The 20,451-nt window shown below is 29.2% G+C and carries 15 protein-coding genes; 12 read left to right on the forward strand and 3 right to left on the reverse strand.

Annotated elements, in window-relative coordinates; all coding sequences use genetic code 11:
- The first annotated feature begins 18 nt into the window (after window positions 1-18).
- The 12 genes from CW731_RS14340 (at window position 19) to CW731_RS14395 (ending at window position 14,941) form a co-directional block, all read left to right on the forward strand.
- A complete protein-coding gene (locus CW731_RS14340; RefSeq protein WP_100947371.1) occupies window positions 19-495 on the forward strand; it encodes a hypothetical protein in 477 nt (158 codons plus the stop codon).
- The gene (locus CW731_RS14345) at window positions 492-854 is read left to right on the forward strand and encodes a BlaI/MecI/CopY family transcriptional regulator (protein ID WP_100947372.1); all 363 of its coding nucleotides are present in this window, start codon (window positions 492-494) and stop codon (window positions 852-854) included. Before CW731_RS14340 ends, CW731_RS14345 begins: the two co-directional genes overlap by 4 nt.
- Window positions 855-962: 108 nt before the next feature.
- Entirely contained in the window at window positions 963-2,471 is a 1,509-nt protein-coding gene (locus CW731_RS14350) for a M56 family metallopeptidase (RefSeq protein WP_100947373.1), read from the forward strand.
- A gap of 10 nt (window positions 2,472-2,481) precedes the next feature.
- Complete coding sequence (locus CW731_RS14355; RefSeq protein ID WP_100947374.1) at window positions 2,482-3,735, forward strand: hypothetical protein; 1,254 nt, start codon at window positions 2,482-2,484, stop codon at window positions 3,733-3,735.
- Between the two features lie 74 nt (window positions 3,736-3,809).
- Window positions 3,810-4,397: a hypothetical protein gene (locus CW731_RS14360; protein WP_100947375.1), complete on the forward strand. Its 588-nt coding sequence runs from the start codon at window positions 3,810-3,812 to the stop codon at window positions 4,395-4,397.
- 500 nt (window positions 4,398-4,897) lie between these two features.
- On the forward strand, window positions 4,898-5,470 hold the full coding sequence (locus CW731_RS14365; RefSeq protein WP_100947376.1) for an RNA polymerase sigma factor: 573 nt from the start codon (window positions 4,898-4,900) through the stop codon (window positions 5,468-5,470).
- 133 nt (window positions 5,471-5,603) lie between these two features.
- Entirely contained in the window at window positions 5,604-6,740 is a 1,137-nt protein-coding gene (locus CW731_RS14370; protein WP_100947377.1) for a FecR family protein, read from the forward strand.
- A 159-nt stretch (window positions 6,741-6,899) separates the two neighbouring features.
- Window positions 6,900-10,484, forward strand: coding sequence for a SusC/RagA family TonB-linked outer membrane protein (locus CW731_RS14375; RefSeq protein ID WP_100947378.1), 3,585 nt, complete (start codon window positions 6,900-6,902; stop codon window positions 10,482-10,484).
- An 11-nt stretch (window positions 10,485-10,495) separates the two neighbouring features.
- Window positions 10,496-11,992, forward strand: a complete 1,497-nt coding sequence (locus tag CW731_RS14380) for a RagB/SusD family nutrient uptake outer membrane protein (protein ID WP_100947379.1) — start codon at window positions 10,496-10,498, stop codon at window positions 11,990-11,992.
- Window positions 11,993-12,011: 19 nt separating this feature from the next.
- A complete protein-coding gene (locus CW731_RS14385) occupies window positions 12,012-12,992 on the forward strand; it encodes a substrate import-associated zinc metallohydrolase lipoprotein (RefSeq protein ID WP_100947380.1) in 981 nt (326 codons plus the stop codon).
- Between the two features lie 5 nt (window positions 12,993-12,997).
- Window positions 12,998-14,332: a DUF4302 domain-containing protein gene (locus CW731_RS14390; RefSeq protein WP_100947381.1), complete on the forward strand. Its 1,335-nt coding sequence runs from the start codon at window positions 12,998-13,000 to the stop codon at window positions 14,330-14,332.
- A gap of 132 nt (window positions 14,333-14,464) precedes the next feature.
- A complete protein-coding gene (locus tag CW731_RS14395; protein ID WP_100947382.1) occupies window positions 14,465-14,941 on the forward strand; it encodes a hypothetical protein in 477 nt (158 codons plus the stop codon).
- Window positions 14,942-15,087: 146 nt separating this feature from the next.
- On the opposite strand, the gene obgE is transcribed toward CW731_RS14395, so the two are convergent.
- The 3 genes from obgE to secDF all read right to left on the reverse strand — a co-directional run bounded on the left by obgE (window position 15,088) and on the right by secDF (window position 20,379).
- On the reverse strand, window positions 15,088-16,077 hold the full coding sequence (obgE, locus tag CW731_RS14400) for a GTPase ObgE (RefSeq protein WP_100947383.1): 990 nt from the start codon (window positions 16,075-16,077) through the stop codon (window positions 15,088-15,090).
- A gap of 76 nt (window positions 16,078-16,153) precedes the next feature.
- Complete coding sequence (locus CW731_RS14405) at window positions 16,154-17,272, reverse strand: adenylate kinase (RefSeq protein WP_100947384.1); 1,119 nt, start codon at window positions 17,270-17,272, stop codon at window positions 16,154-16,156.
- Window positions 17,273-17,379: 107 nt separating this feature from the next.
- Window positions 17,380-20,379: a protein translocase subunit SecDF gene (gene secDF, locus CW731_RS14410; protein ID WP_100947385.1), complete on the reverse strand. Its 3,000-nt coding sequence runs from the start codon at window positions 20,377-20,379 to the stop codon at window positions 17,380-17,382.
- Window positions 20,380-20,451: the final 72 nt, after the last annotated feature.

Here is a 20,451-nt window from a genome sequence, read left to right on the forward strand (position 1 = left end):
AATAAGTTAGTTGAAAATATGAGGAAACTTTTAATGTTTATTTTTTTATATGTCCTTACTTTTTCATGTGATAACAATGAGACTGTAATTGTTGTAAACTCTGATGATGAAGATAAGTATTTGGAATTAATGAAACTAAAGCTAGATGATGCCTATAATAACTTGTTAGATTCAAAACTATCTACAGAAAATGAATATAAAGAAGTTCTTAAATCATGGGGTAGTTTTCATCAACAAGTAGGAGAAATTGTAAAAGAACATAAATTTGATTGGGGAGTTAAAGACAGTTTAATATTAGTTATGAATAAAGTTTACTTCAATAAAAAGGGAAAAGTAGCATACTACCTTTTTAAAGTGAAAAATGAAAGTGTTTCGAAGTCTAAAAAAGTTGAGTACGAAAAGTTACTATTAGAAAATATTTCTAAAATTAAAATTGATTTAAAAAGAGAAAATAAATTTTCTCAGTGCGGGAAATCAAAATATTTAAATATATGAGCAAGCAATTAACAAAAGCAGAGGAACAAATAATGCAAGTCTTATGGGATTTGCAAGAAGCATCTGTAAAAGAAGTAATCGCAGAATTACCTGAACCAAAACCAGCATATAATACGGTTTCTACAATTATTAGAATTTTAGAAAACAAAGAATTTGTAGGTCATAAAGCTCTAGGAAGAGGGTTTTTGTATTATCCAATCATAGAAAAAGAAACGTATAGCAACCAAAGTTTGCATAAATTAATGAATGGTTATTTCGACGGTTCCTTTAAAAGTATGGTTTCCTTTTTTGTGAAAGAAAATAAAATGGATGTGAAAGAATTAGAATCGATTTTAAAAGAAGTGAATAGAAAAGAGTAACAGTTTGCAGCTAGAATTGCTTACAGGTATTCTCGAGCGTAATCGAGAGGTAATTGCGGTTTTGATTGTGCTCGATCTGACATTATTTGATAAATAAAAAACAAAAAAATGATAAATTATATAATACAAGTTGTCTTATTCCAGGTGTTGTTCTTAGCAATTTATGATTTATTTTTAAGTAAAGAAACCTTCTTCACAAAAAATAGATGGTATTTATTAAGCACACCAATTTTGTCTTTTTTGTTACCGTTGGTTAAAATACCAACATTTAAAAAAGTAGTACCACAAGAATATATTGTCTATTTACCAGAAATTATTTTATCACCAGAAAAAGTAATACAAGAAACATCTTGGTATCCATCTGTAAATTACATCGATGTTTTATTTGGTTTTGGAGTCATTATTTTTAGTGTATTGTTCTTAGCGAAACTGCTACAAATTATAAATCTAATTCGTTCTTATAAACGAACTAAGAAAGATGGTTACACGTTGGTTTTAATTCCGAAGCAAACAAAAGCTTTTTCATTTTTTAACTATATTTTTTTAGGAGACGAAATTCCTGATGCTCAAAAAGAACAAGTAATTGCACATGAATTGGTGCATAGTAAGCAAAAACATTCTTTAGATTTATTATTTTTCGAGGTTTTAAAAATAGTAATGTGGTTTAATCCGATGATTTTTATCTATCAGAAAAGAATCACTTTAGTGCACGAATACATTTCTGATGAAGTAGCCACAAAATCTGCACCCAAAGAAAATTATATCAATCAATTGCTATCTAACTTTTTTCAGGTTGAAGATATTGCGTTTATCAACCAGTTTTATAAACAAACATTAATTAAAAAAAGAATTATTATGATGAAGAAAAAACAATCAAAAAAAATGAATCAATTAAAGTATTTAGTATTGATTCCTGTATTAATTAGTATGCTTTTTTATACTTCTTGTTCGGAAACAGAAATAAAGGAGGATTCTATAATAAAAGAAAAACAAAAAGTGTTTTTTAAGGGTAAAACTGATCCATTAGAACTAACAAATGAAAGTTATTTTGATATTCATATAGGAAGCCTTAATGATGGAAAAGAATTAACCTATTCTGATTTGAAACCTGATGAAAAAGAAGAATACGATAAATTTAATAATAAATTTGGAAAAGGTGAATTTTCACAACCTAAAATTTTTAAAGGTTCAAGTAGCCGAAAATTACTTGTTTTTAATAATGATGAAATAGAAACAAAAACAGAAACAGCAAGTATTCATAATAAGGACGGTTCAGTTAACTTTCTTACAATAGAAGAGGCACCAACATTTCCTGGTTGTGATTCTGGAGATAAAGACTGTTTCTCTAAAATGATTCAAAAGCATTTTAAAAGAGACTTTAATACTGCGTTACCAAATCAGTTAGGTTTAAGTGCTGGTAAGAAAAGAGTATTTGTAGGTTTTAAAGTGAATGAAAATGGAGATGTTGTGGGCATTCAAGCAAGAGGACCACATAAAAAAATAGAAGAAGAAATTATAAGAGTAATGAATACGCTACCTAAAATGAAACCAGGTAAACATGAAGGTAAAAAGGTAGCTGTGAGTTATAACATTCCGCTTGCAGTAGTTATAGAATAAAATTAGTAAAATGAAGAAGAGAATTTTAATTGTAGTATTATTTGTTATTGTAAAAGTCGGGGCGCAAACTCCGACTTTTTCTAGAATAGATAGTTTGTTCGAAAACGGGAGGTATCAATTGGCTTTAGAAAGATTAAAAGCTTTAGAATCACCTTCATTTTTATCAAATTATAAAATGGCTGTTATTTATGAGTCTATTGATAATTATAAACAAACTGCCTATTTTTTAGAACAAGCTTTAACCTTTAAAGAAGATAAAAAAGCGAGTTTAAAATTAGCAAAAGTGTATCAAAAGTTAAGAAAATCTAACTTGTCTATTGCTATTTATGAAAACTTATTAGCTAAAGATTCCTTGAATTTGATTTTAGAGTACCAACTAGGAAAGTTGTATTTTAACACTAAAAAAATAAATAAAGCTACTTTAATTTTTAAAGATTTAATAAAAAAAGATACTCTAAATGCAAGTTATTCTTATAATTTAGGGTTGCTGTATTCTTATTTAAGTGATAGAGATCGAATGATAAATAGTTTTATAGCTGCATTTAAAAAAGATTCTACACACATAAAAGCTATTTCTAAATTAGCGCTTAGCTTCTTTAAACTGAGAGAGAAAGATTCGACGTATTTGTTTATTGATAAAGGCTTAGCATTGGTACCAAGTCACATCAGTTTAAATAGGATAAAAGTAAATCAATTATACAGAGAGAACAAATATGAAGAAACCATTCCTATTTTACTAAAATTAGATAGCATTGAGAAAATGGACGCATATAATAACACCATGTTAGGAAAAGTATATTACAATCTCGAAGATTATCAGAATGCAGAAATAAGGTTTAAAAAGGTGGTAGAAATAGATTCAGAAGACTTTAAAACATTTACTTATTTAGGTCATATTGCTATGAAGCAAAAGAATTATAAAAGTGCTATGTTTAATTATTATAGAGCTACTATAATAGGACAAGAAAAGAGAGATGAGGAGTATTATGGTTTAGGAACGGCTTATTCTGAAATGAAAACACCAAAAATGGCATTAAAATTTTATGAAAAAGCGTTTGAAGAAAATGCTAGAAACTATAATGCGAAGTTTCAAGTAGCAAAAATTACAGATGACTTATACAAAGACAAGAAAATGGCATACAAACATTATAATAGTTATATAAAACGTTTTTTAAATAGGAATAAAGTAGAGAGTGATTATGTTTTAAAAAGAATTTCAGAGATTAAAAAAGACTATTTTATGAGAGGTGAAAAGTTAGAATAGAGAATTCATTAAATTTTAGTAGTTTTACGTATTAATAAAATTGACTAATGCGTTTCTTTTTTTTATCAATATTTATGAAATTTTTACTAATTATTATGTTTTTTTCTTTCACTTTGCATAGTAATGCTCAGGATAAAAAGGACTTAGCTAAAGTCTATTTTCAAAGGGCATTAAAAACTTACAAAGAGTTAGATATAGAGAAAACAACAAAGTATTTAGAAAAAAGTAGAGAACTAAACGGCGGAATTAACATAGAAAAAAATGCAATTTTTGGGTCTAAATTTTATTATGAATTAGGAGCTCATAAAAAAGCTGAAGAATATTTTAAGGCTTTCTTTAAGCTAAATAAAAATAAAAAATCACAGATCTACAAGGAGATGTTATTGGCTTATACAAACAATTTAGATGCTATAGAGAGTCCGAGTTCTGTAAATAAATTAATTGGCCTTAAAAAAGAAAAAGAGAAAAAAGAAGCTCTTGAGAATGCAGAGAGAATTGAAGCTGAAAAAGAAGAGGTTGTAAGATTAAAAAAATCGATTCGTTCATTAGAAAATTCACTTTCCTATATTTCAAATAAAAATTCTAGTCAGTATTTAAGTATGCAATCTTCGTTGAATAAAATGAAAGAGAAGCTAGTTTTACTAAAAAAAAGGTCTAAATAATAGCTTTATTAATACTTTTCTTGTAACAGAAAATGAGGCAAAAGTAGAAGAAGTTATTCTTGTAATTATAAAACTAAATTTTAAGAATTAAAAATTACAATAACCAATTTTATTTAGTTAAAATGTAGTAAAGTATTGATTACTATTGAAGTAGTTCTGTGGGTTAAAAAGGTGTTTTTATAAAATTAGAGGATTCGGAATTGGGCATCTATTCAGTTTTAATAACTTTATATTGTTACTTAACAACTATTAGCACTTTTCTTTTTCAATAAATTTTTGATTCTTTTAAAATATTCCCATGAACCTTAGGGTAGGTGAAAAAATAATAGGTTGTGAGTAATAACTTAAATTCTTTTTTTTTAAAAAAATAAAAGCCAAATTTGAGTTGATGAAACTTATTTAATTATATTCACCGTAAATAAATTCTTTTTTAGATAACTGTAGGTTTCTACTTTGTAAGAAAAGTATACAAAACGCAGTTAATTATATTAATTTTTATCATGAATAACAATCTTTTAATAGCGCAAATTAAAAAAAAAGATAAAGTTGCTTTTAAAAATTGCTATAATTTTTTTTTCAAGGATTTAGTGCTGCATGCAAATAAATATTTGGCAGATTTCTCTATTAGTGAAGACATAGTGCAAGAAGTCTTTGTGTACATCTGGGAATATTCAGGAAAAATAGAAATTAAAACTTCACTTAAGGCATATTTATATGCAATGGTAAAAAACAGAAGCCTTAACCATCTAAAGACTATAAAAATTACAGATAATGATAATTATATTGATTTAAGTAGTTTATTAGTCAATAATATTGAAATGTTTGAAGCTTCTGAAGAAAATAAAGATATCCTCTATGTAAAGGTATTAGAAGTAGTGAATAAAATGCCACTTAAAATGCAGGAGATTTTTAGACTCAAATTTTTAGAAAATTATAAGTATAATGAGATTTCAGAAGAACTTAATGTCTCTGTAAATACTGTTAAAACCCAACTAAAAAGAGCAAAAGTTAGGATTAAAGATTCTGTAATAATTATGCTTTTTTTGTTGTTAATTGTCAATGTTTTTATTTAAATATTGTCATAATCTTCTATTTTTTCTAAAAAATATAAAATATTTTTGTCACCCCTTTTTAAATTAACATTGTCTTAACAATAAGGTGGTTTACCGCAAGGTTATAATTTTATACAAAAAGATATTTTCTTAAATGGAGTTTTCATTAATAATAAAAAAAATTAACAACACGCTTTCTGAAAAAGAAGCATTAGAGTTTGATTTATGGTATTCAGAATCTGAAAAACATAGAACATATTTTGAAAAGGTTAAAAATAATAAAGATTCAGAAGAATATATTTTTAATAAAGAGAAAAATTGGAGTTCTATTGAAGATAAAATAAAAACTACTAAAAAAACAAATTGGAAATATTATGCAGCTTCAATTGCATTATTGTTTTCCATTTCCTATTTCTATAATCCAATAGATAAAATAGAAAAAACTTCAGAAGTAATTGTTAACCCTGTAGATAGTAACAAAGCAATACTAACATTAAGTGATGGTAAAGAGGTTATTCTTTCTAAAGAAGATACAGTTGAAAATTTAATTTTTAAAAGAGAGGGTAAAAATATTGCTTACAAATCTTCAACTAAGTCCGAGAAACCTAATTTAGGTCAGAAGGTTAAGGAGATTGAGTATAATATTCTTACAACAAATACAGGTGGTGAGTTTTCTTTGACATTAGAAGACGGTACAAAAATTTGGTTGAATTCAGAATCTAAACTTAAATATCCTGTAAGTTTTACAAAAGGAACTACTAGAGAAGTTGAATTGATTTATGGAGAGGCTTACTTTGAAGTTTCTTCAAGCAGAAATAATTCGGGAGATGGTTTTAGGGTTCTAAACTCTCTACAAAATGTAAGTGTTTTAGGTACTTATTTTAACATTAAAGCGTATCCAGAGGATAATGAAATAATTACCACTTTAATAGAAGGAAAAGTTTTCGTTGAAAACAAGATTGGTGAAAAAGTTTATTTGAAACCAAACGGGCAGACCATATTAAACATGTCAACTCTAAAAATACAACAGAAAGAAGTAGAAGCAAAAGAAGAAATTTCTTGGGTTAGAGGATATTTTAATTTTAAAAACCTTCAATTAACAGAAATTACAAAAGTACTTTCTAGATGGTATGATGTAGATATTTCTATACAAAATAAAGAAATTGAAAATTTAAGGTTTAATGGAGTTTTAAACAAAAAACAAGATATAGAATTTGTTTTAGAAGCAATAACAAATACAAGTAATATTACTTATGAAATTAAAGATAAAAATATAAAATTAAGAAAATAAAGAAAAAAGGAAAGTGGTTTTGTCAATCTCTCACAATGTAAAAACCACACTTCCTTAAGATCATGCTTATTAATCAATTAATTAACACTTAACAAATTTATGGAAATTAAATTTACTGAAGCCTTTTTTCTCTCACGAAAAAAGCTATTAACTACTATTATGAGAACGTTTATTTACTTATTTTGTACAATATCATTTGCTTTTGTTTCAAGTGAAGGAGTATCTCAAAACGCAAAAATTAAAATCGATTCAGATATAACCATATCTGTTGAAGAAGTTTTTGAACTTATTAAAAAACAAACAGATTACACGTTTGTTTACGAAAACAGTCTTTTTAACAAGCTCCCAAAAGTTGTGTTAAATAAAGGTATTATCGTTGTAAAAGAACTTTTAAATAAAAGTTTAGAAAAAAGTAATGTCGTTTATATTTTCAATAAAGATGGATCAATCTTATTAAAAAAGAAAATAGTTCAACAAAAAATTACCGGAACATTAATAGATAAAAACAGCATGCCTATTATAGGGGCATCTGTAAGTGTTAAAGGAACAGGTAAAGGTACTGCGACAGATTTTGACGGAAAATATTCAATAGCAGCATCTAAAGGAGATGTATTGGTTTTTCAATCTTTAGGCTTTCAAACGAAAGAAGTTGCAGTAGGTAGTTCATTGGTTTTAAACGTTAGTTTAGAGGAATCTACAGAAAATCTTGCTGAGATTGTTATAACAACAGGTTATGATAAAATTAACAAGAAAAGTTTTACTGGAGCCGCAACGACAATTAATGCTGTAGATTTAAAAATTGATGGTATTAATGACGTGAGTAGAATGTTAGAGGGTAAAGTAGCAGGGGTTAACGTACAAAATATTACAGGGACATTTGGAGCAGCACCACAAATTACAATTAGAGGATCTTCTTCTGTTTTTGGTAATAATAATCCATTGTATGTTATAGATGGTGTCGTACAAGAAGATATTGTTGAACAAGACTTAGATGCCTTAACTTCAGGAGATGCTTCAACTTTAATTAGTTCTTCGATTGCAGGAATTAATGCTACAGATATTAAAAAGATAGATATTTTAAAGGATGCTTCTGCTACATCAATATATGGTGCAAGAGCAAGAAATGGAGTTATTGTAATCACAACCAAGAGTGGTAAAAAGTCAAGTCCTTTAAAGGTTACATATACTTTAGAACAAACAGTAAGAGATATACCTAGTTATTCTCAATATGATATTTTAGATTCAAAAGAAACTGTAGGTGCACTTCAAGGATTAAGAGAACAAGGTTTTTTAAAATTACCAGCTGTAGGAAATGCTAGATTTTCTGGAATTTATGGTATTTTAGAAAAGCAAATTAATTCCTTCCAAAATGGAGGCTTTGGTGTGGTAAATACACAGGAAGGTCGAAATAAGTTTTTACAACAGTATGAACTAGCAAATACAAATTGGTTTAAGACACTTTTTAGACAGTCTTTAATGCAAAATCATTCAATTAATTTTAGTGGAGGTGGAGAAAATAATTCTTTTTATGCTTCGATTGGTTTTGTAAGTGATCCTGGTTGGTCTATTGCAGATAAAGTTACAAGGTTAACTTCTAATATAAAGAATACGTATTACTTTTCAGACAAATTTAAGATAACGCTGGCAACGGTAGCGTCTATTAGAGATCAAAAAGCACCAGGTACATTTAGAAGAGTTGCTGATGTTGTTGATGGCCAATTTTCTAGAGATTTTGATATTAATCCATTTAGTTATGCTTTAAATACATCGAGAGCATTAAGACCAAGAGATAATAATGGAGATTTAGAATATTATACTAATAATTGGGCTCCGTTTAATATTTTAGAAGAGTTACAGAATAATACGATAGATCTAGATGTAAAAGATATTCGGTTTCAGTTTGATGCTTCTTATAAAATAACAGATGCTCTTACTTATGATTTGAATATGTCTTCTAGGTATGTTAATAGCACAAGAGAACATCAAGTAAGAGAGAAATCTAATGTAGTAAGAGCTTATAATTCAGATGGAACTCCTGTAATTGCTAATGCAAATATATTTTTATACACAGATCCAAACAATCCAGACGCTATTCCTGTTACTGTCTTTCCTGAAGGTGGCTTGTATATTAAAAATGATAATACATTAACATCTTATTATGTGAGAAATAGTTTTAAGTATGACAAAACATTTAATAATAAACATAATATTAATGCTTTATTAGGTCAAGAACTTCGTTATGTAGACAGGTTAAGAAACGAGTTCACTGGTTACGGTTTACAATTTGAAAACGGGTTTACGCCTTTTACAGATCCGAGGTTATTAGAAAAAATAATAACTGATGGTGATAATTATTTTGACTTAGCAAGAGACAGAGAAAGAACAGTTGCTTTTTTTGGTAGGGCAACCTATTCTTATGATGATAAGTATATTTTTTCTGCAACGGGAAGGTATGATGGATCTAACAGACAAGGTGAATCTACAAGTTCTAGATGGTTGCCAACTGCAACCGTAAGTGGAAAATGGAATGCATCTGATGAAAATTTTATAAAAGACTCTAATGTTATAAATAATTTGCAATTTAGAAGTTCTTATGGACTTTCTGCTTCACCAGGGCCTGCAACAAATGCATTGGCAATTTTTAGAAGCGAAATTACAGATAGACTAACAGTTAAAGAAAGAGAAACGTTTTTAAATATAGATGATTTAGAGAACTCTGAGTTAACTTGGGAAAAGCAGTATGAATTAAATTTAGGATTTGATTTAGGATTATTTAATAATAGAATTCAAGTAACAGCAGATGTTTGGAAAAGAGATGTTTTTGATAATATCGATTTGGTAAGAACAAATGGTATTGGAGGACAATTATTTAAATTTGGTAATAATGCTGACATTGATACTAAAGGTGTAGAGTTTGCAATTACAACAAAAAATATTAAAACTACAGATTTTAGTTGGTCTACATCTCTTAACTTTTCTTATTTTGATCAAAAAATAACAAAACTTCAAAATGAACCTCGTGTTATTGATCTTGTTGATTTACAGGGAGGTAATGTAGTCGGTTTCCCCTTGAATTCTTTGTTTTCTTTTAAATTCAATGGATTAAACAATCAAGGAGTTCCTACATTTGAACTGCCAGAAGGAGATGATTCTGTAACAGATGTAAATTTTCAAGACTCAGAAAATATACTAGACTACTTAGTATCTAATGGTTCTGTTCAGGCTAACATGAATGGAGGTTTTTCAAACACATTCAAGTATAAAAATTGGGATTTAAGAGTTTTAATAACGGGTGCTGGAGGTAATGTTGTAAGGTTAAACCCTGCGTTAGATAATTTTTATACAGGAACTAATGTGTTTACTAAAAGTACTGTTAATAGATGGATGTTTGATGGAGATGAAACCAGAACGAACATCCCGAAAATTGTAGACGTTAGAAATAATAATTCTTTTGGTAGCAGTGCTCTTTCTAGAGCATACAATGCTTATAATTTTTCTACTGATAGAGTAGCTAGTGGAGATTTTCTTAGAATGAAAAATGTTTCGCTTGGTTATAATTTCGACGGAAATGTTTTAGATAAAATAGGGCTGTCTTCATTAAGAGTTCAATTTCAAGGAACAAATTTATTCTTAATTTATTCAGACGCTAAGCTAAATGGTCAAGATCCTGAATTTTATGGTACTGGTGGAGTTGCACTTCCTATCACTAGACAATTTACAATGTCACTAAATATTGGTATATAAAAAATAATAAAATGAAAATATTATATAAAAAAATAACTAAAGTTACAGCGCTGCTATTTCTTTTTTCTTTGGTAGCTTGTAATGATTATCTATCTGAATTACCAGATGATAGAACAACTATAAATAGTGGAGAAAAAATAAAAGCATTAATTACAGGTGCTTACCCACAAGGTAATTATATGTTAATGGCAGAATTAATGTCAGACAATGCATTGTCTAAACCAACTAATAATGGAGTAGCTAATGATTTACTGCATGAGCAAATGTTTAATTGGGAAGAAAGTATCGATTTAAATCAAGATTCTCCAACCGCGTATTGGGTAGCTTGCTATGAAGCTATTGCACAAGCAAACCAAGCACTTGAATCGATAGAAGAATTAAAAAATCAATTTAATTTAGACGCAGAAAAAGGAGAAGCTTTAATTGCAAGAGCGTATGCACATTTTATGTTGGTTAATTTCTGGGGGAAACACTTCGATCCATCAACAGCAAATTCAGATTTGGGTATTCCTTACGTTACTAAACCAGAAACTGTATTAATTCAAAAATACACTAGAAATACAGTAAAAGAAGTATATGATTTTATTGAACGAGATTTAAATGAAGGGTTAAAACTAATTAAAAATAGAGAAGAAAATCCTAAGTTTCATTTCTCTAAGGAATCAGGACAAGCCTTTGCTGTTCGTTTTTACACATATAAAGGAGATTGGGATCAAGTGATATTAAATGCTAATGAATTATTAATTAACCCTAGATTACAAGTTAGGGATATGGTAGCATATAGAACACTTTCTTATGGAGAGCGTACTTTTAGGTATAATAATACTTTAGAAGATGCAAATATTCTTGTAAACTCTGTAAGTTCTTGGTGGGCAAGGAGTTTTGCATCAACAAATTATGGACTTTTATCTGGATCAGATATTTTTACTTCTGGAAACCCTCTAAACAAGCAATGGGCGTATCAAACTTTTGGGGGTGATAAGTTTTCTAACTTACCAAAATTTGATGAGTATTTTAAAATTACAAACCAGAGTGCAGGAACCGGTTTTGGTCTTACTCCACAAGTTTTGTTTAGCTATGATGAAGTTCTTTTAAATAGAGCAGAAGCGTATGCAATGAAAGAGAATTATACTAATTCATTAAAAGATTTAACAGATTTCTTGTCTAAGAAAACAGTAGGTTTTAATAATGGAACAGATAATTTAACAGCAGAAATGGTTACAGATACTTACCCTGTTATTGCAAATGAACTGACACCTTCTTATGGTTTTAAGGATGACAAACAAACCTCTTTTGTAAAAGCTGTTCTTAGTTTTAAACAAAAAGAATTCTATCACGAAGGTTTAAGATGGTTTGATGTTAGAAGGTTTAATATAGAAATTAAAAGAGCTTATAAGAAACAAAATTCTTTCGTTTCAGAAATTACTTTAGCTAAAGATGATTTGCGTAGACAAATGCAAATACCAGAGTCTGCTACCAATATTGGCTTAATTAAAAATCCTAGGTAATAATTAACTTTAAACACTTATGAAAAATATATATATATTAATAGCATTAGTAATTGTAGGGTTGTTTCAATCGTGCAGTAATGTAGATGAAAAATTAACTGAAAGTAATATAGACATTACAACACCTGGCCTTAATAGTACAGATAGTTGGTTAAGAGATAATTATACAACACCATATAATATAGACGTTACTTATAAATGGGATGAAGGTCGTGTAGATTTAAATAGATTTTTATTTCCACCAACGCTAGAAAATGTTATTCCTATTATGGAAGCTGTTAAGATAATTTGGATCGATACTTACTCTGCGGTAGGTGGAGAAGAGTTTGTGAAAAAAATAGCTCCTAGAGAGTTAGTCTTAATTGGTGGTTTTAACTTAAATGAAAATGGAACGCGTACTTTAGGTTTTGCTGAAGGTGGAAAAAACATTGTTTTATTTGAGGCAGATTTAATCAATTTAAAAGACAAAGCAAGTATAACCCGATTTGTGCGTACAATTCAACATGAATATACACATATATTAAATCAACAATTTAGATTTGATGAAGAGGCTTTTAAGCAAGTAACACCAGGAGATTATACGTCACAATGGTTTAATCCAGCAGATAGAACAGAAAGATTTGATATTGCAAACGAATTAGGTTTTATTACAGATTATTCAAGGTTAAGCCATACCGAAGATTTTGCAGAAATGACAGCAACATTGTTATCAAACTCAGCAGTAGACTATCAGGCCATTTTAAATAATATTAGTAAGAGAATTATAGATAAGGCTGTATCAAATGCGCTAGGGCAATTAGATGCAACAGCAACTGCAACAGAAGTTAAAATAGCCACAGATGCAGCTACTTTAATAGCAACTCCTCAAGCAGAAAAAGCAATTGATTTAATTAAACAAAAAGAAGCTTTGGTTGCTAGTTATTTTTTAAAACAATTTAATGTTGATATTTATGAGCTACAAAGAGTAGCTGCGGAAAATATTATTAAAGCCACAATATAAAAAATATGAAATATCTAAAAAAAATTAATTGGCAAATATTAGCATTACTTTTTATAGTAGTCTTATATAGTTGTGAAGATAATAGTGATCCAGAGCTTTTGTTCGAAGATGTACCAGCAGTTCGGTTCGAAAAAAAATTAAAAAAAGTAAGCGATTTTTTAATAGCTCCAGAGGCAGGCTGGAAAATGACTTATTTTACAGATGAGACTGCTTTGGGTGGGTTTACTTTTCTTTTTGATTTCATAAATGAATCAGAAGTTAGAATGGATTCTGATTTTGGTAATGCAGATCCTACGAAAACTAGTTTATATGGTCTTTCATTGGGGGCTACACTTAAATTAACATTTACAACCAAAAATGTTATTCACGAATTATCTGATGGAGCTAATTTTCCAGACGCAGCATTTGTGGGGCAAGGTTATAAAGGAGATTTTGAGTTTTTGTTCTCTAGTATAGAGGGTGAAGATATTATTTTTAGAAGTAATCGTAACCCCTCAAACTACATAAAATTTGTTAGAGCATCTAAAGATGAATGGAACAATCTTTCTACTCAGAACAGAGCTATGTTAAAGAACATTAAGAATGATCCTTCAAAATCAGTTTTTAGGAGTTTAACTATTGAAAATAAAGGAAATGTAGCGTCGTATTCATTTAATTATAATAATGCAAGACGTTTCTCTACATCAATAAAGTTAGATGAAAATGGCGAAGTACTAGACGTGAATTTTGGTATTGCACCTACTGCGACTGGTTTTAAGGTGAGTCCAGCAATAACGGTAGGGAATATTGAAGTCGAAAACTTTATTTATGATGAAATAAACAATGAGTTTGTTGCAGAAGAGCAAGGTGCAAAGGTAACAATTAGTTATGTGGGTACTCCTGCAATTCCTTTAACGGGTAAAGATATTCTACCAAACTTTTTAATTTTACATAATCCGTTTTTAAATTCTTTGGCTTCTGATTGGACTCCAGACTTAACAAATGTTGGTTTTAGTAATTTAATAACAAATTTAAATGCTTCTATTTTCTTCGATGTTACTAGAATTGATTTATACGACTTAGATAAAGATTCAGGTAGAATTTTTATAGGAACTAGTATTGGTAATGCTTTCTACAATATTAGCAAAGAAGTTAAAAATGGTAAGATTTACTTAACTATAGTATCAACAACAACACCACAATTTTTTACTGATGCTATAAAGCCACTATTGGACGTAATAGTAGATTCTAACGGTTTATATGTAGATCAACCTACCACATTAAATGGTTCTTCTAATAGAATTTTTAGTTTTGTACCTGCTAGTAATACAACTATTAGATATAGTGCGGTTCAATTATAAAAATATTTTAATTTTTTAAAGAAAAACCCTTTAGCAATAAAGGGTTTTTCTTATTTATAAGTATTTTTCTAAAACATATAATTGTTTGTAAATCTATTTTATGTTGTATTTTTACTTTATTGATATAATCAAATGTATTTTAGAGCGTTTATTTTTTTATTAACGATTATTTTTATCACTTCTTGTGATAAATTTTCATTTTCAAAAACGAATAAAAATCAATTTACAGATACCATTGTTAATTTTTCTTCTGTAGATACATCACCTTCCTTTAAAATTTGTGATTCCTTAATAAATAAAGAAGAAAAGTCTAATTGTTTTAGGAATACAATTCACAGAAAAATAGGAGTGGAGCTACAAAAACATGAATTCATTATTAAAGATTCAATTTCTGAAATTATCTATGTAGATCTGCTAATAGATGCGAAAGGAAATATTGTTTTAGAAGCAATACAAGCATCAGAAAGTATAAAAAAACAATTACCAAAACTAGACAGTCTTCTAAAGGTTTCTGTAGATAGAATACCAAGTATTCACCCAGCAATTAAAAGAGGTATTCCTGTAACAACAAAGTATCGGTTACCAATACTCATTCAATTAAAAGAGTAGTTTTTGTTTCTAAGGAAATAAGCAAGAAGCTTAAAATAATAAAGGTTACATACTGCTGCAAAATATTGAAACTAGAATATAACCTTTATAAAATGTAAATTAATAAGATTCTGAAACATGTTCAGAATTATCTGTAAACGCAAATATTAGTTAAGCATTTCCCAAAGTTTATCTTTCAATTCTTGCAACCCTTTTTGGGCAACAGAAGATATAAATAAAGCTTCAACACCTTTTGGTAGGTCTGCTTTAATTTCTGCTTGCAACTCATCATCTAACATATCTGTTTTAGATATTGCCAATAAACGGTCTTTATCTAATAACTCAGGATTGTGTTGTTTCAATTCATTTAAAAGAATTTCATATTCTTTATTAATGTCATCGCTATCTGCAGGAATTAAGAACAACAACGCAGAGTTACGTTCTATATGACGCAAAAAACGATGCCCTAAACCTTTTCCTTCTGCAGCACCTTCTATAATTCCAGGAATATCTGCAATTACAAATGTTTGATGATTTCTATGTTCAACAATTCCTAAGTTAGGTTTTAAGGTTGTAAAAGCATAATCTGCAATTTTTGGTTTAGCAGAGGTTAAAACAGACAGTAAGGTAGATTTTCCTGCGTTAGGAAAGCCAACCAAACCAACATCTGCTAGTAATTTTAATTCGATTCTAAACCAACCATCTAAACCATCTATACCTGGTTGTGCATATCTTGGTGTTTGGTTTGTAGAAGATTTAAAATTCCAGTTTCCAAGTCCACCTTTTCCACCAGGTAATAGAACTACCTCTTTACCATTTTCTGTAATTTCGTGTAAGATTTCGTCAGTATCGGCATCTCTAATAATAGTACCTAAGGGTACATCTATAAAAATATCTTCAGCATCACGGCCTGTACTTCTACTTTTACTTCCTGCACCACCACCTTCAGCTCTAAAATGACGTTTAAATTTTAAGTGAAACAATGTCCACATGTTTTTATCACCACGTAAAATAATGTGTCCACCACGTCCACCATCACCACCATCAGGTCCACCTTTAGTTATGTATTTTTCTCTGTGTAAATGCACAGATCCTTGTCCTCCTTTTCCAGAGGATGCGTAAATTTTTATGTAATCGACAAAATTTCCTTCAGTCATGTTTTCTGTTTAATTATGTAATTGCTTAATAGTGTAATTAAAAAGATACCTATTAAACATTTGCAAAGTTACGCCTTTAAAGGGTATCAAACACTTTAGAAATTCGTTGTGTAATTTCTTCTACAGAACCTACACCATTAATTCCGTAGTATTTATTTTGATCATCAAAATAATCCTTTAAAATAGCTGTTTTTGTATTGTATTCATTAAAACGATTTCTGATTTTACTTTCATCAGTATCATCCGTTCTTCCACTTGTTTTTCCTCTTTCTAATAAACGAGTTACCAAAATATCTTCTGGCACCTCAAGTGCAATCATTCCATTTACTTGTTCTCCTTTTTCAGCTAAAAAGATATCTAAAGCTTCTGCTTGAGATTGTGTTCTAGGAAAACCATCAAAAATAAAGCCATTTGCATCTGCATTTTTTTCTACCTCTGCTTTTAGCATCTCTATGGTAACTTCATCTGGCACCAAATCGCCTTCATCCATATATTTTTTAGCCAACAAGCCTAATTTTGTTTCGTTTTTAATATTGAAACGAAAGACATCTCCAGTAGAAATATGTAGTAGATTGTACATATTTTTTAAAAATTCTGCTTGTGTTCCTTTTCCGGCTCCTGGAGGGCCAAATAATACGATGTTTTTCATTTTTGGTTTTGTTGATAGTTGATATATTTCTGGATAATTTCTTCCTAAGCCATTATAGTCTAAACCATAACCAACAATAAATTTATCATCAATACTTAGACCGATATAATCTATTGGTAACTCTTTTCTAAAAACCTCTGGTTTAAAAAATAAAGTAGCTATTTTTAGTTGTTTTACGTTTTTGTCTCTAAAGATATTATAAATTTCTTGAAGTGTGGTACCTGTGTCTATAATGTCTTCTAATATGATAACCGTTCTGCCTGTTAAATCTTCATTAAGACCAACTAGGTGTTTTACATTGTCTGTTGTAGAAGTACCTTCATAGGAAGCTAATTTAACAAAAGAAATTTCACAGTCACCTTCGAACTCTCTCATAAAATCTGCTGCAAATAAAAAACAACCATTTAAAATACCAACAAAAACAGGTACTTCATCTTTAGGTAAATCTGCTTTTACGCTTTTTGCTAAATATTTTACAATTGCCGAAATTTTTTCCCTACTAATAAAAGGCTTAAAATATAAATCTTGAAGTTTTATAATACTCATAAGAGTGCAAATATAACTGCTATTATTGAAATGAAAAAACCGTTTTCTTATGAATTGCTGAAACAAGTACAGCACAAGAAAACGGTTTTTAATATGTTAAATTAGAACTAGTTGTTCTTTTCTTCTTTTTTAGAAGTATCATACATTATTGGTGTTGCAACAAATAATGATGAATATGTACCAACTATAACACCTACAATTAGTGCAAACATAAATCCTTTAATAGAATCTCCACCAAATAAGAAGATTGCTAACATTACTAATAATGTTGTTAAAGAAGTATTTATTGTTCTTCCTAAAGTAGAACTTAAAGCTTTATCTACAACTCTGCTATATTTCCATTCTGGGTGTGTTCCTGTAAATTCTCTAATTCTATCAAAGATAACCACAGTATCATTTAAGGAATAACCAACAACCGTTAAAATGGCGGCTATAAAAGATTGACCGATTTCCATATCGAAAGGCATGAAACTATATGTGATAGAGAATACAGCTAATACGATTAATACATCATGAAAAACTGCAATTACCGCTCCAATAGAGAAAGATACTTTTCTAAAACGTAATAAAATGTATAAGAAAACAACTAGTAAAGATCCAAAAACAGCATATAAAGCATCTGTTTTAATATCATCTGCAATAGTTGGTTCTACCTTAATGTAACTCATTACACCAGAACCTTCTTTTTCAAAACCTGGTTTAAAGTTATCATAAGTTGTGTCTCCTAGGTAAGATTTTAATCCAGTAAATAAAGTGTTTTGAACTTCTTCATCTACTTCTTGTCCTTCATCATCAATTCTATAAGCAGTTGTTATTTTTAATTGATTTGGCGTTCCGTATGTTTTTACTTCAGGTGCAGAACCAAAAGCATCTTTTAATGTTTCTGCAACTTTAGTAGAATTCATGTCTTGATCGAAACGAACAACAAAAGAACGACCTCCTTTAAAGTCTACACCCTGTTTTAATCCGATTGAAAAGATTGAAATAAGACCACCAATAATAATTGTTCCAGAAATGATATATGCAATTTTACGTTTCTTTAAGAACTCTACACTAATATTCTGAAACCATCCTTTAGAGATAGAAGTGTTAAAAGTTAACTTAGAGTTTTTATTTACAGCTCCATCAATTAATAAACGAGTAATAAATACAGCAGTAAATAAAGAGGTTGCGATACCAATCATTAAAGTTAAAGCAAAACCTTTAATTGGTCCTGTTCCAAAAACAAATAAGATAATACCTGTTAAAAGAGTGGTAATGTTTGCATCAATAATTGCAGATAACGCTCCTTTTACAGAGAACCCTTCTTCTACAGATTGTTTTAACCCTTTCTTCTTAAATAAACTTTCTTTAATTCTTTCGAAGATAATTACGTTTGCATCAACAGACATACCAATTGTTAAAATAATACCAGCAATACCAGGTAATGTTAACACAGCGTTGAAAGACGCTAAAATTCCGAAGATGAATAAGATATTTACAATAAGTGCAATATTGGCATATAAACCAGCTTTACCATAGTATAAGATCATCCAAAGTAAAACCAATAAAATTGCTAAACCAAATGAAAGGAAACTAGCGTCTATTGCTTCTTGTCCTAAAGAGGGACCAACAACTTCTATTTGAATAATTCTTGCAGCAGCTGGTAATTTACCTGCTTTTAATACAGTAGCAATATCTTCTGCCTCTTCAATAGTCATGCTACCACCAGAAATAGAAGTACTACCTCCTGTAATTGCATTGTTTACTGTTGGTGCAGTGTATACATTGTTATCTAAAACTACTGCAATAAATTTATCTTTTTGTGCAGCTAAATCTGTTGTTAGTTTTGCCCAATCTTTAGAAGCACCACTATTCATAGTCATGCTAACTTCAGGTTTATTTAATTGACTAAAAACTTGAGAAGCATCTAAAATAACATCGCCTTCTAAAGGGGCAACATCATTTCTATTTGATTTTATTGCATATAAAGCAACTAATTCATCCGCTTCAAAGTCACTGTTTTCAGTTCCTGGTTGTTGCGTAGAAAAAGATTTATAATCCCATAAGAATTTTACATAACGTAATTCATTAGGTAGTAAATCTCTAATTTCTTTTCTTTTTAATAAGTCATTTACAGTTGCTGTATCTATAACTTTAGCATACCCAATTGTAGAGCTTAATTGCGCCTGCATTGGACTTAAGTAAGAGAAAAGCATTTTTTGGTTTACTTGTGTAGAATCGATAGATTCTCCTAATAAATCATCAATATCATCTTTTTTAACAGTGTCTTTAACTTTTTCAGTTACAGAAGTATCTTTTAATAATTCTATAGATTTAGAATTTGCTATAGATAAATATTGTAAAACTTCTGCATTAGAATATACTTCCCAAAACTGTAATTCAGCTTTACTAGTAATTAAAGAAGTTACACGTTCAATATCTTTAGCGCCTGGTAATTCAATTTGAATTCTACCAGAATTTCCAATTCTTTGAATGTTAGGAGAGGCTACACCAAATTTATCAATTCTACTTCTTAAAACTTCAAAAGCAGTACCAATAGAACTATTAATTTCTTTTTGTAAAGTTTCTCTAACAGAAATATTGTTTTCATTAAAAGAAATTTTCTCACTTAATCCTTTTGTTCCAAAAATTGAAGGATCACTTAATTTAGTGTCTCCAGCAATTTTTTGAAATTCTTCGAAGAATAAGTCTAAATAATTTGAATTACTACTTTTTTGCTTTTCATCTGCAGCTTCTAAAGCTTTATTAAAAGCTTCATTTTTAGAATCGTTAGACAAATTCTTTAAAACCTCTTTAACAGAAACTTGTAAGATAGCATTAATACCACCTTTTAAATCAAGACCAAGATTCATTTCTTTGTCTCTAACATCATTGTAGGTATATTTAGCAATACCTAAATTAATAATGTCTTTGTTTGCAACACTGTCTAAATATTTCTTTTCAGAAGCAGCTTTCTTTCTTGCATTATTATCAGTTACCTTTAATTCAGCATATTCTTTAGCATCCGTTTCTACTTTGTTTGCTAAGAATGTGAATGATAGTTGATATAAACTCACTATTCCGAAAAGAATAGCAAATACTTTAATCAGTCCTTTGTTTTGCATGTTCGTTATTTTATGTCGACTTTCTTTTTTTTAAAAACGAGCAAATATATTGTTTCTCGTAAAATCTGACAA

The organism is Polaribacter sp. ALD11 (genome assembly GCF_002831685.1).
Classification (GTDB): Bacteria; Bacteroidota; Bacteroidia; order Flavobacteriales; family Flavobacteriaceae; genus Polaribacter.

Coding starts and splice junctions, on each gene's coding strand:
- CW731_RS14340 (WP_100947371.1), top strand. CDS start 19: ATGAGGAAACTTTTAATGTTTATTTTTTTATATGTCCTTACTTTTTCA.
- CW731_RS14345 (WP_100947372.1), top strand. CDS start 492: ATGAGCAAGCAATTAACAAAAGCAGAGGAACAAATAATGCAAGTCTTA.
- CW731_RS14350 (WP_100947373.1), top strand. CDS start 963: ATGATAAATTATATAATACAAGTTGTCTTATTCCAGGTGTTGTTCTTA.
- CW731_RS14355 (WP_100947374.1), top strand. CDS start 2,482: ATGAAGAAGAGAATTTTAATTGTAGTATTATTTGTTATTGTAAAAGTC.
- CW731_RS14360 (WP_100947375.1), top strand. CDS start 3,810: ATGAAATTTTTACTAATTATTATGTTTTTTTCTTTCACTTTGCATAGT.
- CW731_RS14365 (WP_100947376.1), top strand. CDS start 4,898: ATGAATAACAATCTTTTAATAGCGCAAATTAAAAAAAAAGATAAAGTT.
- CW731_RS14370 (WP_100947377.1), top strand. CDS start 5,604: ATGGAGTTTTCATTAATAATAAAAAAAATTAACAACACGCTTTCTGAA.
- CW731_RS14375 (WP_100947378.1), top strand. CDS start 6,900: ATGAGAACGTTTATTTACTTATTTTGTACAATATCATTTGCTTTTGTT.
- CW731_RS14380 (WP_100947379.1), top strand. CDS start 10,496: ATGAAAATATTATATAAAAAAATAACTAAAGTTACAGCGCTGCTATTT.
- CW731_RS14385 (WP_100947380.1), top strand. CDS start 12,012: ATGAAAAATATATATATATTAATAGCATTAGTAATTGTAGGGTTGTTT.
- CW731_RS14390 (WP_100947381.1), top strand. CDS start 12,998: ATGAAATATCTAAAAAAAATTAATTGGCAAATATTAGCATTACTTTTT.
- CW731_RS14395 (WP_100947382.1), top strand. CDS start 14,465: ATGTATTTTAGAGCGTTTATTTTTTTATTAACGATTATTTTTATCACT.
- obgE (WP_100947383.1), bottom strand. CDS start 16,077: ATGACTGAAGGAAATTTTGTCGATTACATAAAAATTTACGCATCCTCT.
- CW731_RS14405 (WP_100947384.1), bottom strand. CDS start 17,272: ATGAGTATTATAAAACTTCAAGATTTATATTTTAAGCCTTTTATTAGT.
- secDF (WP_100947385.1), bottom strand. CDS start 20,379: ATGCAAAACAAAGGACTGATTAAAGTATTTGCTATTCTTTTCGGAATA.